The organism is Paenibacillus faecalis (assembly GCF_900289175.1).
GTDB classification, from domain to species: domain Bacteria; phylum Bacillota; class Bacilli; order Paenibacillales; family Paenibacillaceae; genus Paenibacillus_AQ; species Paenibacillus_AQ faecalis.
Genome location: NZ_LT985747.1, coordinates 4,065,950 through 4,078,738, shown reverse-complemented (window position 1 = coordinate 4,078,738; position 12,789 = coordinate 4,065,950). Strand labels below are relative to the sequence as shown.

Sequence of the window (12,789 nt, the reverse complement as noted above, 5' to 3'; positions counted from 1 at the left end):
AAGCCCTTTTTTTCAGAGTGAATAAAGCTATTCATCCTCGCGGCAATGCTCTTCGGCAGCAGAGGTGAACTCCTCTTCGTTATCGGAACCAATCTTATCCCCGTATTGATCCAGGCGGTCCGGACTGCTGGAAGGTCCGTCATTTTTTGGCTTGTTATTTCTTCCTGTCATCATCAAGTCCTCCTTCGATGTTTTGTTAGCTTATAGGAAAGCTTCATATTTACGGTGAAATGCCGCATAGCTTATAGTTTATTACTGGCAGAGGCTGACTATACGTTTATCGATGTTTTTATGAAGATGCGAACAAGATTGTCACCGTAAGGCACCCATGTTAAGATAATAGAATTTGAAAGACTTAGAGAAACATTGATTGGAGGATAGGATCGTGAAGTTGGTATCCTGGAATGTCAACGGCCTTAGAGCCTGTGTGAAAAAAGGGTTTCTTGACTATTTTAAACAGGCGGATGCCGATATATTTTGTATTCAAGAAACGAAGCTGCAGGAAGGGCAGATCGAGCTTGATCTGGGTCCTGAATACGAACAATACTGGAATTATGCTATAAAGAAAGGTTATTCCGGCACCGCGGTGTTTACGAAAATACCGCCCTTATCCGTTCGATATGGCATCGAAGAAGATAGCGAGCCGGAAGGAAGAATTATCACTCTGGAATTTGATAGCTTTTATCTCGTGAACGTATATACACCGAATGCTAAGCGTGACCTTAGTCGGTTAGACTACAGGCTTGAATGGGAGGAGAGGTTCCGCCGTTATTTGCTGGAGCTGGATAAGATTAAGCCAGTTATCGTATGCGGCGACTTAAATGTAGCGCATCAGGAGATCGACCTGAAAAATGCGAAATCCAATATGGGCAACTCCGGCTTTACACTGGAGGAGCGAGGAAAGATGACGGAGCTTTTGGCGTCTGGATTTATCGACACTTTTCGCTTTTTGTACCCGGATCGCACCGATGTCTACAGCTGGTGGTCCTATATGCCAAAGGTGAGAGAGCGCAATATCGGCTGGCGTATCGATTATTTCCTCGTATCCGCCCGGGTGGCGGAGAAGGTAATGGAGGCGGAAATCGACTGTCATGTGATGGGCAGTGATCATTGTCCGGTTGCGCTGCATTTAAGTTAAACACATTAAACTCGTCATCCCAGCCGATAAAACCGCCGGGCATTGTCGTACAAGATACGGCGTGCTGCGGGCTGGTCAAGGCCTTGAATCTCGGCCCAGGCTGCTGCGACGTCGGCAGTCATGTGCGGGTGTGTCATCTGACCTTGAAACGGTCCCTCGAACGGCCACGGCCCGTCCGTTTCGGTCATCACCTGTTTGGCCGGATACACTCGTGCCAGCTCCCGGATTTCCTCTTCGTAGATGAGGTCGGGGGTGAATGAGATGTAGTAGCCTGATTCAGCCATTCGCTGAATCGTTTCCGGCGCTCCCTTGAACCAATGGAAGTGAGCGGATGTTACGCCATGCTTCTCTAACAGGTCACAGGCAATATTAGCGTCTTCATAAACTGCATGAAGGATGATGGGCTTGTCATGTTTTTTGGCGATTATGATGAATTGCTCCAGCAGGTCCTCGTAAGGTCGATTGTCCCATTTCTTGCCGCCGGACAGCGCTTCAAGCCGGGAGTAATATGGCAGCCCAACCTCTCCTACGGCAACCATCTCATCAACATGGCTTTCCATGAAGTCGAATAAAGCGTTGATTGCGGCAGGAGACGGTATTTCTTGCTCGGGGTGAAAGCCAAAGGCAGCTTGCACGCGTCCAATGTATTGGCGAGCCAGCTCCAAATTACGCTGACAGGATCCCAAATGCATGGATACGGAAATGATCGTGTCTACTTCGCATCCCGGCAAGCTTTCAAGAATGGAAAGCTGCTGGTCTACAGGATACGAGTCTATATGGATGTGGGTATCGATCAAGGGATTGTTCAAGGAGTCTGTATCTAGTTGGGTATGAACGTAAGCCATTTGGTCATCTCCTTTCATAGATAGAGTGGGCCTGATCGTATAACGCTAGACCTAGCGCGCAAAAAGATGTATACGGTGAAAGCTCACTGCCAAAGCTCCAAAGCTCCAAAGCTCCAAAGCTCCAAAGTTCAACGCTTCTTCAGCTCTTCGCGCAGCATTTCCGAGATGTCATGCTTTAAGGTCAGAAAAGACGGATCTGCCGTAATATGCTCCAGGCGCGGGCGAGGGAAGGGCACTTCGATCTTTTGCAGGATAGAAGCGGGACGGCTCGACATGACGTACACAACATCGGATAGAAGTAGAGCTTCTTCAATATGATGTGTAATCATCAGTACAGAGCGTCGATGCTCTTCCCATATATCGAGCAGCCACCGCTGCATGTCACTGCGTGTCAGTGCGTCAAGCGCACTGAACGGCTCGTCCAGGCACATTACTTCATGCGGACTCATCATCGCACGCAGAAATGCGGCCCGCTGCTGCATGCCGCCGGATAACGTATGGGGATAAGCCTTCTCAAACCCGGTTAGTCCCGCCCGATCAATCCATAGCTGCGTTTCCTCCCGGGCCTGTTCGCCAGACATGCCAGCTAGTTCGCGCGGAAGAAGTACGTTATCTTCAACCGTGCGCCACGGGAAGAGGGCCGGCTGTTGCGGCATATAGGCGATCAAGCCCTTTTGACCGGTTACTTCCCGGCCATCCATCCATATGCTCCCGGCATCGGGCGCAGTCAGTCCGCCGATGATGTGAAACAGCGTGCTTTTTCCGCTTCCGGAAGGGCCGATAATGGAAACAAATTGTCCAGGCTGTACCTTTATAGAAAGATCGTCCAGTACATGAACCTCCTGCTTGCGTTCACGAAATGATTTGCGAATGCCGCGTGCTTCCAGCACAGGCGAAGTGGAGTTGTGTGTTTGGCTATCAGGTTGATTGATTTTGTACTGCTCGTGAGTCAGATCCAATTGATTTTCCATATGAAAGCACCTCCTTGATTGTTAATGAAGCAAGCAATTTACTTATCTTGCTGCGGGTTCCATCGGACCAGCCGTCTCTCCAGCAAGGTAATGAGTGCGACCATTAACAAACTTAATAGGACAACGACAAAAATAGCAACAAACATGCGGTCGGTACGGTATGCCGATTTTTGCAGCATCATGAAATACCCGATCCCTTTGTCCGACCCGATCCACTCCCCGATGACCGCGCCCATGACCGAATAGGTGGCTGCAATCCTGACGCCGGAGAAGATAGAGGGAAGGGCATAGGGCAGCTCCAGTTTGCGGAACGTTTGCCATTTGCTTGCGCCAGCCATTTTCATATAATTCATCATCGTGCGATCCGTACGAGACAAGCCATCCATGGCGGATACCGCTACCGGGAAAAAACATACGAGCGTAATGACAATGATTTTAGGCAAAATTCCAAAACCGAACCAGATCATAAGCAGTGGGGCCAGCGCAATAGTCGGGACATTTTGGCTCATGACAAGAAGCGGATACAGTGCTGTTTTCAGCCAAGGTACCAGATGGAGCAGCAGCGCGATGATCAGCCCGACCGTTGTTCCGATGGCGAAACCAAACAGTGTCAGTTGAAGAGTAGCCAGCGTATGACCAAGCAGATCTTCCGCCCCTGCAGCGGCTTCACGAACGATGTTCGAAGGTGGAGGCAAAATCCAGTCTTCGACATGGAACACGGATACGCCCAGCTGCCACACGAACAAAAACAAGAGGACCGCCACAGCGGGCGGCCACAAACGGTTCCACCAAATCCTCATGGACGATATTTCTCGGTCAGCTGCTCCATGCTGATTCCTTCAGGATATTGGGCGATTTTCACTTGGGATATGATGCTTGGACACCCTGCCTCCAAAAGCGCCTCGTGCATATCATTCACAACCTTCAGCAGCTCCGGCAATTCTCCCTCCAGTGTCGTTTCCAGTGCATTCACTTGATATTTGACGCCGGATTCTTGAATAACCTTGATCGCAGCGTCTACATAAGGGATGCTGTCCCGGCCATCGGGTGTTTTAGGAATAACTTGAATGCTAAGCAGTGTACTTGCCATGATCTTATCTCATCCTTTCCGTTTAATTGTATGTGTGATTTGCAGCTAAAAACTTACGGACTTTCCGGTAAAAAATCATTCGTAAACGCGCTCTTTGCCTCAAGCGGCTCGTCCAGCAGTTTACTTTCATACATCCAATCGGCATAGCCCTTCCATACGCTTTCCTTCTGCTCTCCCCAACGCGGTGCATCATCCTGATAGCGTGGGCTGATCCATTTTTGACTGGCCAGCACCAGCTCTTTATCCAGTTCAGGTACGGCTTTGGAGAGAAGGGCAGCAGCTTCCTCCGGGTTTTCGATCGCATAGTCATAGCCTTTCGCTGTAGCGCGCATGAAGGCTTTGACCAATTCTGGATCATCATCGATCAATTTCTCACTGGTGACAAGGACAGGTGTGTAGTAATCCAGTTCTTCCGCGTAGTCTTTTACATAGATCATATCCAGTTCCTGACCGCGAAGCTCCGCTTCAATACCGGTCCAGGCGTAAAAGATCCAGGCAAAATCAATATCACGCTTCACGGCAGTGAAAAAATCCGCATCGCCCATATTTACTATATTAACCTTGCTTACATCCGCGTTATCCTTCTCCATGATGGATTTCATCACTGCTTCTTCTACAGGTGAGCCCCAGCCGCCGTAGGCTTTACCTTCGAAATCGGCTGCTGTTTTAATATTTCGGTCAACCGGAGCGGCAAATCCGGACGTGTTATGCTGAATGACGGCTGCGATTGAAACGAGCGGAACGCCTTGAGTTCTGGCCAGCGTGACGCTTTCCTGATAGCTGACACCAAAGTCAGCCTTGCCTGATGCGACCAGAGCATCACTGCCGCCAGCGCCCGGTTGTACGATCTTGACGTTCAGGCCTTCCTCTTCGTAATATCCAAGATCTTTTGCCGCATAAAGTCCGGTATGATTCGTGTTGGCTGACCAGTCCAGCATCACCTGAACGTCCCTTAGTTCAGCAGGTTTGTTTGGTTCACCGGCTTCCTCGCTACCCGGTTTTCCATTGTTTCCGCAGCCAGCAGCAACAAGCATCAATACACAAATGATTAACAGTGAGGTCCATTTTTTAACCCTTACCAATGGTTTCTCTCCTTTCGAACATATACTTCATACAATAGAAAGGCTGGGAGAATGGTTTGTCGATTTTAGAAGCAAAGGGCCTTTTTTACCGTATTTCGCAACTACGAAGTCATCCTGTTAACAAGATAACGAGGCCTTTACTGCTCCTAATCACAAAAAAACGCCCCGATAATCGGGGCGCACTAGCGCAAAGTTTGGCGGCGATCAAGAGACCGCTCTCATACACTTTCCTACGCTGGCATTACCCAGATCAGGTTTAAAGGGTCAGTATGTTTAGGCATACACTCTCAGCCGGCCAATCCCAGCACCCCGGTTACTATGAAGTTTGTTCATATACTTTATCATTAATTACATGTATTATAGTCCGGCGTTTCATATCTGTCCAGTAAAGAGATATCGGATGACGACGACTGGCAGATCTATACTTCAGCTTAAAACACGGTTTTATCATAAAAAAATGTGGATAACGACAAAAGTTTTTCCACCTTTTAACCGATAAGAAGTATAGTGAGTCAGCTTGCTGAGGAGGACGAACATGTTTTGCAATAACTGCAGCACCATCGAACCGATTGAGGACCAGGGAATGATCCATTTAAGCCCGGTATTGCCCGAGCTGGTTTTGCTGTTCCGCGAAAAAGGCTGTACAGTAGAGGAGACATCGGAAGGCTGTGCTGTTTATTACAGTAACTGTGACAACTTACTCTCCTTAATGCAGCTTATGCAAGAACTTCCTTTGAGCATCAGGCAACAATTGAAATTCAATGTAATGGGAACAAGCGCAGGAGATTGTCAGCATCCATGGATATCTCTGCAACAATTTGATAAACATATGCAGCAGTATGATGTTGTCAGCATTATTTTGGAGAAGCAGTTTACGAGTTTTATGCAGCCGATTGTAGATTGTTCCAAGCGTGTTGTCGCTTATGAGTTTTTGCTGCGTCCAAGCGAAAAGGGGATACCCTTTCAGCCCTCTGAGCTGTTTGAAGCGGCTCGCAAGACAGGGCTTCATTCTTTCCTGGATCGAGCGGCCAGAATATCTGCTATAGAGACGAGCGCTCATTGGCTGCCAAAGGGCGTGAAGCGTTTTGTAAACTTTTTGCCTTCTTCCATATATAATCCTGAATTTTGTTTAAGTCATACCTTTGAAACGATTGAACGGCTATCGCTTGAACCGACCGATTTTGTGTTTGAGGTAGTGGAGACAGAGCCTATAGATGATGTAAAGCATCTTCAGTCTATTTTTGAAGTGTATCGGCGAAACGGAATCTCCGTAGCGATGGATGATGTCGGAGCCGGATATTCCACGCTTGAACAGATGGTTCGGTTGCAGCCGGATTATGTAAAAATCGACCGCAGTCTTATTGACCACTGTGATGTGAATACAGCATCGCAGAAACAATTGCTGAAAATTGTGAACACCGCTCGTGAATTTGGAGCTAAAGTGCTGGCTGAAGGCATTGAGCGGCTAGAAGAATTCGAGCATTGCTGTGAAATCGGCATTGAATTGGCCCAGGGATATTTATTCGGAAAGCCTGCCAGCCGTCCGGCGAGCGATTGTAAGGAGAGCTTATTACGCTGCTCGTTAGGATCTGCTTAAGTAATCTATTTAATCTATTTTGCAAAAGAATATCAATGAGGAAAGACTCTTTATTTGTCATGCTGTCGAGCTGCTTCATAAGTTCGACAGCTATTTTTATTGGGAAATGAACTGAGTTACGTATAACAACGGGGTATGGGGATTTAGGGTGAAGGACTTTGGAACCTTTTTCATTAATTTGTAAAGTATTAGAATCGGTATAGTACATTATGGAGAGGTTAGTAGTTTATGTCCAGGATTCTTGTTCTTCCCCAGCTGTTGTTCAAAGTGGCAGATCAATTTGAACAAGCATCCATCCAATTAGAGTGGATGGTTGGCTCGTTGAATTCGCAAATTAACACCATGCTGGTATGGGAGGGAACGACCCGGCAGCGGTTCTTTGAGGATTTTCAGAGAGCGAATAAAGAGATGACGTTGACGATTGAACTGATGAATTCCATTAGCGGGGAATTAAAGAACATTGCCGGCAGGTTTTTACTGTTTGACGGAGAGATGCATCCCATCATCCCTGTTAGTTCTAGTGATGAGGAGCCGAAAACATGGCAAGATCACCTTGAAGATTTTGGGGAAGGGATAAAAGCTGGAGCGATAAACTTAGGGGAGTCCATCGTGGATACTGGAAAAGCGCTGTATGAGGATCCGTTAGGAACGTTGGGACAAATGGCCTACAATGCTACAATCGGAACGGTGGAGGAAGTCATCGACACAGGCGTTTGGGGAGCCAAAATGATGGTTGATGACAAAACCCGAGAAGAATTTAATGAGAAAATCAATGAATCCGGCGGTACGGCAAACTATTTGGGAGAGCAGGGGGCCATGCTCGCAGGAGGGTACATTCTCGGTAGGGTTGGAGTCAAGAAGAACGGTGACGGAGATGGGCCTCCTAAGAAGGATGAGGGGGAGGGTGATGGTGTACCAGTAATTAAGAATAATTTCGAGTATGTTGATAACTTTGCCGATCATATGATAAATGCACAAGGGATAGTTAGAAAAGGGAATAAAGGTGTTGTCGGAGGCCATAGTTTAGAAAACTTTGAAAAAATTCTGACGGATCAAGGCTGGAAGCTGGATGATGTCATTGTCTTAAGAACTCCACATCCTACAGTTACTGGGGTTTATGAAATAGAGTATAGACTTCCCGCGCTAGACAGGGAATTGAAGGTAGTGCCTGACCAATATAAAAATATCCCTCAACCAAAAACAGTCTATGATCCTAATGTAATTTCAAATGAACAAATGATCGTATGGGGGAAAGAAGCTATGGAGAATGGTGTGATTAATGGGAGATTAGTGATTGGATATTCATCTAATGGACTTAGATTTACGGGATATCTTGATGATAGTGGGAACATCACAAATTTTCATCCTTCATTTGAGGGAAAGTAGGGAGGCAACCGTATGTCAAATAAAAATATTTCTGAAAATAAGCTAATGGATCTTTATTATTTTGCTATTGGAGATGGGAACTTTATTAAAGCGTTGGAAAAGTATTGTAACGGGCAGGGGTTTGGTAATGAGCATATCTGGTGTTTGTTTGCAGGTGAACTAGAAGAGTGGGAAGAAGGGTACTTCGGAGAAGATGGAGTTTGCTATTTTTTTGACCGTCCAGCAGTTGATGAAGATGTGACCATCGTATTGGACTACCCTGCTTTTTATGTTTATCTCAAAAAAGCAAGTGAAGCATATTTGTTACGGCATTCTGATGATAAGGATATAGTTGAATCTCGATTAGATGAAATTAAACGAAAGTTTAAAATTGTATAAGTAGTAGGGCTGTCCAGTGCCGAATAAACCTTTACTTTATCATTACCAACATAACTTTTGTTCTACTTGTAGGAAGTATTCACTAATTTTGATGTGCGTATAGAACGTCTGGAAAATTAATTTATCGCAAGTAGCATTACGTCGAGCAGGGCGATTATGGTCAGATACCTCCATGATTGACCTGTTTTTTGTTATCTTCGTTTTCTTACGTCTTTTTTAAAATTGAACCGCTACAAAAGGGATGATATTACAATGTTTATATTGTCAGGAGATAGCAGAATACTCTTCATCATTACGGGAAGGTCATGTGTTAAAGGCTAGCCACCGACTCCCTCATCTTTATAATACAACAAGCGGCATCTCTCAACAGAAAAAGGGATGTCTTCACAGGTCAATCGACCTTTGGAGACATCCCTTGGATTATATGCCAGAGTCGTGCAGGAATCAGACTATCTGGCGACTTTTACTTCACCCATACCGTTAATCGTATGATCTTTACCGTTCAGGTTGATCGCAGCCGGGGTATCGGTCTCGTTCAAGACGATAATTTCCTTATCGGTTACGTTAACTTTCAAGCGGGAACCGCGGAACATAACCTTGAAGGAGAAGGCTGTCCAGTGGCCCGGTACGAACGGTTTCAGGTGCAATACGCCATCTTTGACACGCAGACCGCCGAAGCCAAGGACTACAGACATCCAAGTGCCGGCCATGCTTGTTGTATGGCAGCCGTCCTCGGTATCATTGTTGTAGTTATCCAGGTCAAGGCGCGCGGTCCGAAGGTACATTTCATACGCTTTTTCCTGGTATCCCAGTTCGCAAGCGAGGATGGAATGTACACAAGGAGAAAGAGAGGACTCATGCACTGTGAACGGCTCATAGAAATCAAAGTTGCGTTTTTTGGTTTCTAGATCAAAGTGGTCGCTTAGGAAGAACAATCCTTGCAGTACGTCAGCTTGTTTAATATAAACAGAGCGCAAGATCCGATCCCATGACCAGTTTTGGTTGAGTGGAAGGTGCTTTGGATCTAAATCCTTAACCGGGACAAGCTCTTTATCAAGGAAGCCGTCCTGTTGCAGGAAAATGCCGCGTTCTTCATCCATCGGATAGTACATTTTGTTAATAATGTCTTGCCATTTGGCTGGTTCTTCTTCTTGCAGATTCAGCTTGCTCACAAGCTCGGTATACCGTTTAGGCTCGTTCTGCTCCAGATAATTCAGCACATCCATCGTGTATTCCATTGTCCAGCAAGCGATGCGGTTCGTGTACCAGTTGTTGTTTACGTTGTTCTCATATTCATTTGGTCCGGTTACGCCAAGCATCACGTACTGATCTTTAGCAGGGACATAGTTGACGCGCTCTTCCCAGAAACGGGAAATTTCAACGAGCACTTCAAGACCGTATTGGCCAAGATAAGTATAGTCACCGGTGTAATTCACATAGTTGTAGATCGCATATGCAATAGCTCCGTTCCGGTGGATTTCTTCAAACGTAATTTCCCACTCGTTATGGCATTCCTCGCCGTTCATCGTTACCATTGGATACAATGCGCCTTTGGTAAAGCCGAGCTTTTTCGCATTTTCCTTTGCCTTCTCCAAATGCTTGTAACGGTAAATCAGCAGGTTGCGGGCGATGCTGGAGTCGGCCGTGCTCAAGTAGAACGGCAAGCAGTAGGCTTCGGTATCCCAGTAAGTGCTGCCGCCGTATTTTTCGCCTGTGAATCCTTTAGGTCCGATGTTCAGTCGATCATCTTCCCCGCTGTAAGTTTGATTCAGTTGGAAAATATTAAAACGGATCGCTTGCTGTGCCGAGATGTCACCTTCGATAACGATGTCACTCTCTTTCCATTTTTCGCCCCAAGCAGCTGCCTGCTCGCTAAGCAGCTTATCGAATCCCAACTGTACGGCTGTATTCAAAATATCACGGGCCGTTTCAACGAGTCGTTCAGGAGCGTGGTCGCGAGAAGTGACATTTGCAACGTATTTATACAGTGTAACTTCCTCTCCGGTATTGGCTTGAACGGTTACGCGATTTCCTGCGAATTTTTCCCGTTCAATGACTTCAACGTCCAGCTTCACTTTCTCGCCATTTTTTTCGATCTCGTAGAACATGGCAGAGGTAACATGAAAGTCCAGTTTTTTGGTTTTGATCGTCAGTGCTGCTGTCCCTTGGCCCGCTTCCTTGAACACTTCGAGCCAAAACTTCTCATCGTAGTTAGAGTCTTTATTCTTCACATCGCCGTCAAGGTACGGTGTAAAGGTGAGCTGCCCTGAGAAATTAAGCGGGGTTACAGCGTATCGAATGCTTCCAATTTCATGGCGTGCAATGCTGACAAAACGAACGGCTTCGATTTTCAGCTCTTTTCCATCTTCCATAACCGCTGTAAAGCTGCGCGACAGATAGCCTTCTTTCATATTGAGGACACGCTTGAAATTGTTCACTGTACACTTCGCCAAATCCAGTGCAGTACCGTCAACATCAACATCAATACCGATCCAATTGGTGCTGTTCAGTACTTTTGCAAAATAGTCAGGGTATCCGTTCTTCCACCAGCCGACACGTGTTTTGTCAGGATAGTAAACACCGGCCATGTAACTTCCTTGCAGAGAAGGGCCGCTGTACTGTTCCTCAAAGTTAGCGCGCTGCCCCATAAAACCATTGCCTATACTAAAAATACTTTCTGAAATCTCATGGTTGTCCGGATCGAATCCTTCTTCAATAATCGACCATTCATCAAGTTTTAAATATTCTTTCACATCTACCGGCTCCTTTATAAACATAATTCTGGAAAAAATATATAAATTATTCCCTCCGGAACATGAATATATGCATTGACATGCTACAGCTATATTCACATTCTTTCAGGCGGGAAAACAAAAGGGAACAGACGGACATACTGTGCAAACGTTTGAATAGCAATCAAAAAATAAAGGAAGCACATGATATGCTTCTTTTATTTTCAATTTTAGAAAGTACAAGCTTTAGCTACTTTACTTATACTTAGCCTCCCACTTCTGCTCCGTACATCACTTGGATCTGGAATACATAGAAGACTCACGAATCATTAACCGGTGCGGAATGATATAACGATTCGGCAGCACGGTTTCGCCATCATGACGGATGCTCTGAATGAGTGCCTGTGAGGCGGTATACCCCAGATTGTAAATGCCGATATCTACACTGCTAAGCGGCGGTGTTGATAATTCAGTAATTGAAATATTGTTAAAGCTGATGATCGATACATCTTCAGGTACTTTGTAACCTAATTCGTGCAAGCCGCGAAGCACTCCAAACGATACAATATCATCAACAATAACAAGGGCAGTGGGACGTTCCGGCAAATTCATAAAGAAGGACATGGCACGATAACCGCTGTCCTGCAAAAACTCACCTTCCACAATCCATTCCTTGCGCATTTCAAGTCCGGAATCTTTCAGTGCTTTGGCGTATCCTTTCATACGATCTTGCGATACGATCAGATTCGGCGGACCGCTGACAAAACCGATTCGTTCATGCCCTAAGGAAATGAGATGCTTGGTCGCATCGTATGCCGCCTGAACGTTGTCGGTATCTACGGACAACAGGTCGGGATACTTATCGCTTCTACCGACAAGGACGAAAGGGTAATTGTTCGTTTTTAGAAACTCCACCACAGGATCTTCCTGCCGCGAATACAACAAAATTGCTCCGTCAACGCGGCGTCCGTGGAGCAGGCGCGATACCGCTTCTACTTCTTCTTGCTCGTTACCGCCTGAACTGATAAGCACGTCATACCCTGAACGGTTTGCCTGGGTAACAATCCCCCGGATTAACTCCATAAAGAACAGGTTAAGGAATAACTCTTCAGCTGGCTTTGGAAGAATGACACAGATGCTTTCGGTTGTTTTAGAAACAAGACTCTTAGCCATGATATTAGGGTGATATCCTAGTTCTTCCATGATCCGCTTGACTTTGCGTGAAGTTTCACTGCTGATCCTGGGATGATTGGAGATCACCCTGGATACGGTGGAGGGGGATACGCCGGCTTTTTTTGCTACATCTTTTATCGTTACAGACATAAAAACCTCCAGTGGAACCGTTTGCTTTAATTTAGTGATTATAACGAATGTTGTCGAATCAACTATAAGTATCACTGATTAGAAACGTGTTCGTCTTTGTGAAGATGGCCAAGCCGTTTCTTCTTTTTAAAAAATATTAAATCATTGATATTTTCTTAGTAAAAATGTTAAAAACCAGCACCTTTTAAACGGTTTCACACTGATATCTTATCTCTAAAATCAGACCTTGTAAACATATATCGATCAC

The 12,789-nt window shown here is 45.8% G+C and carries 12 protein-coding genes and 1 riboswitch; of the genes, 4 read left to right on the top strand and 8 right to left on the bottom strand.

The genetic code is table 11. The annotated features are described in order from the left end of the window. Nucleotides 1-27 precede the first annotated feature (27 nt). Complete coding sequence (locus C8268_RS22790; RefSeq protein WP_158702781.1) at nucleotides 28-174, bottom strand: hypothetical protein; 147 nt, start codon at nucleotides 172-174, stop codon at nucleotides 28-30. Nucleotides 175-385: 211 nt separating this feature from the next. On the opposite strand from C8268_RS22790, the gene C8268_RS19130 reads away from it, so the two are divergent. Next, nucleotides 386-1,138, top strand: a complete 753-nt coding sequence (locus C8268_RS19130; protein WP_106769138.1) for an exodeoxyribonuclease III — start codon at nucleotides 386-388, stop codon at nucleotides 1,136-1,138. 14 nt (nucleotides 1,139-1,152) lie between these two features. On the opposite strand, the gene C8268_RS19125 is transcribed toward C8268_RS19130, so the two are convergent. From C8268_RS19125 to C8268_RS19105, 5 genes are all read right to left on the bottom strand, one after another. Beyond that, nucleotides 1,153-1,983 carry a TatD family hydrolase gene (locus C8268_RS19125; RefSeq protein ID WP_106769137.1) on the bottom strand — a complete coding sequence of 277 codons (831 nt, stop codon included), beginning with the start codon at nucleotides 1,981-1,983 and terminating at the stop codon, nucleotides 1,153-1,155. 128 nt (nucleotides 1,984-2,111) lie between these two features. After that, on the bottom strand, nucleotides 2,112-2,954 hold the full coding sequence (locus C8268_RS19120; RefSeq protein WP_106769136.1) for an ABC transporter ATP-binding protein: 843 nt from the start codon (nucleotides 2,952-2,954) through the stop codon (nucleotides 2,112-2,114). Between the two features lie 38 nt (nucleotides 2,955-2,992). Next, nucleotides 2,993-3,754, bottom strand: a complete 762-nt coding sequence (locus C8268_RS19115) for an ABC transporter permease (protein WP_106769135.1) — start codon at nucleotides 3,752-3,754, stop codon at nucleotides 2,993-2,995. Next, nucleotides 3,751-4,044, bottom strand: coding sequence for an MTH1187 family thiamine-binding protein (locus C8268_RS19110; RefSeq protein ID WP_106769134.1), 294 nt, complete (start codon nucleotides 4,042-4,044; stop codon nucleotides 3,751-3,753). Before C8268_RS19110 ends, C8268_RS19115 begins: the two co-directional genes overlap by 4 nt. 53 nt (nucleotides 4,045-4,097) lie before the next feature. Next, on the bottom strand, nucleotides 4,098-5,078 hold the full coding sequence (locus C8268_RS19105; protein ID WP_106770032.1) for an ABC transporter substrate-binding protein: 981 nt from the start codon (nucleotides 5,076-5,078) through the stop codon (nucleotides 4,098-4,100). A gap of 258 nt (nucleotides 5,079-5,336) precedes the next feature. Continuing rightward, a riboswitch (TPP riboswitch) is annotated at nucleotides 5,337-5,448 on the bottom strand. Between the two features lie 213 nt (nucleotides 5,449-5,661). On the opposite strand from C8268_RS19105, the gene C8268_RS19100 reads away from it, so the two are divergent. The 3 genes from C8268_RS19100 to cdiI all read left to right on the top strand — a co-directional run bounded on the left by C8268_RS19100 (nucleotide 5,662) and on the right by cdiI (nucleotide 8,487). Then, entirely contained in the window at nucleotides 5,662-6,723 is a 1,062-nt protein-coding gene (locus tag C8268_RS19100; RefSeq protein ID WP_106769133.1) for an EAL domain-containing protein, read from the top strand. A gap of 228 nt (nucleotides 6,724-6,951) precedes the next feature. Further along, on the top strand, nucleotides 6,952-8,109 hold the full coding sequence (locus C8268_RS19095; protein WP_106769132.1) for an EndoU domain-containing protein: 1,158 nt from the start codon (nucleotides 6,952-6,954) through the stop codon (nucleotides 8,107-8,109). Between the two features lie 12 nt (nucleotides 8,110-8,121). Beyond that, nucleotides 8,122-8,487 (top strand): ribonuclease toxin immunity protein CdiI, encoded by a 366-nt coding sequence (gene cdiI, locus C8268_RS19090; RefSeq protein WP_106769131.1) that lies wholly within the window; start codon nucleotides 8,122-8,124, stop codon nucleotides 8,485-8,487. A 449-nt stretch (nucleotides 8,488-8,936) separates the two neighbouring features. Here cdiI and C8268_RS19085 read toward each other — a convergent pair whose 3' ends face one another. Both C8268_RS19085 and C8268_RS19080 read right to left on the bottom strand, forming a co-directional pair. Beyond that, the gene (locus C8268_RS19085) at nucleotides 8,937-11,240 is read right to left on the bottom strand and encodes a glycoside hydrolase family 65 protein (RefSeq protein WP_106770031.1); all 2,304 of its coding nucleotides are present in this window, start codon (nucleotides 11,238-11,240) and stop codon (nucleotides 8,937-8,939) included. Nucleotides 11,241-11,510: 270 nt separating this feature from the next. After that, nucleotides 11,511-12,542, bottom strand: a complete 1,032-nt coding sequence (locus C8268_RS19080; RefSeq protein WP_106769130.1) for a LacI family DNA-binding transcriptional regulator — start codon at nucleotides 12,540-12,542, stop codon at nucleotides 11,511-11,513. Nucleotides 12,543-12,789 lie beyond the last annotated feature (247 nt).

Bases quoted from the DNA above. Each gene is read 5' to 3' on its own strand.
- C8268_RS19110 (WP_106769134.1), bottom strand. From the start codon at position 4,044: ATGGCAAGTACACTGCTTAGCATTCAAGTTATTCCTAAAACACCCGAT.
- C8268_RS19095 (WP_106769132.1), top strand. From the start codon at position 6,952: ATGTCCAGGATTCTTGTTCTTCCCCAGCTGTTGTTCAAAGTGGCAGAT.
- C8268_RS19115 (WP_106769135.1), bottom strand. From the start codon at position 3,754: ATGAGGATTTGGTGGAACCGTTTGTGGCCGCCCGCTGTGGCGGTCCTC.
- C8268_RS22790 (WP_158702781.1), bottom strand. From the start codon at position 174: ATGATGACAGGAAGAAATAACAAGCCAAAAAATGACGGACCTTCCAGC.
- cdiI (WP_106769131.1), top strand. From the start codon at position 8,122: ATGTCAAATAAAAATATTTCTGAAAATAAGCTAATGGATCTTTATTAT.
- C8268_RS19080 (WP_106769130.1), bottom strand. From the start codon at position 12,542: ATGTCTGTAACGATAAAAGATGTAGCAAAAAAAGCCGGCGTATCCCCC.
- C8268_RS19120 (WP_106769136.1), bottom strand. From the start codon at position 2,954: ATGGAAAATCAATTGGATCTGACTCACGAGCAGTACAAAATCAATCAA.
- C8268_RS19100 (WP_106769133.1), top strand. From the start codon at position 5,662: ATGTTTTGCAATAACTGCAGCACCATCGAACCGATTGAGGACCAGGGA.
- C8268_RS19105 (WP_106770032.1), bottom strand. From the start codon at position 5,078: ATGCTTGTTGCTGCTGGCTGCGGAAACAATGGAAAACCGGGTAGCGAG.
- C8268_RS19125 (WP_106769137.1), bottom strand. From the start codon at position 1,983: ATGGCTTACGTTCATACCCAACTAGATACAGACTCCTTGAACAATCCC.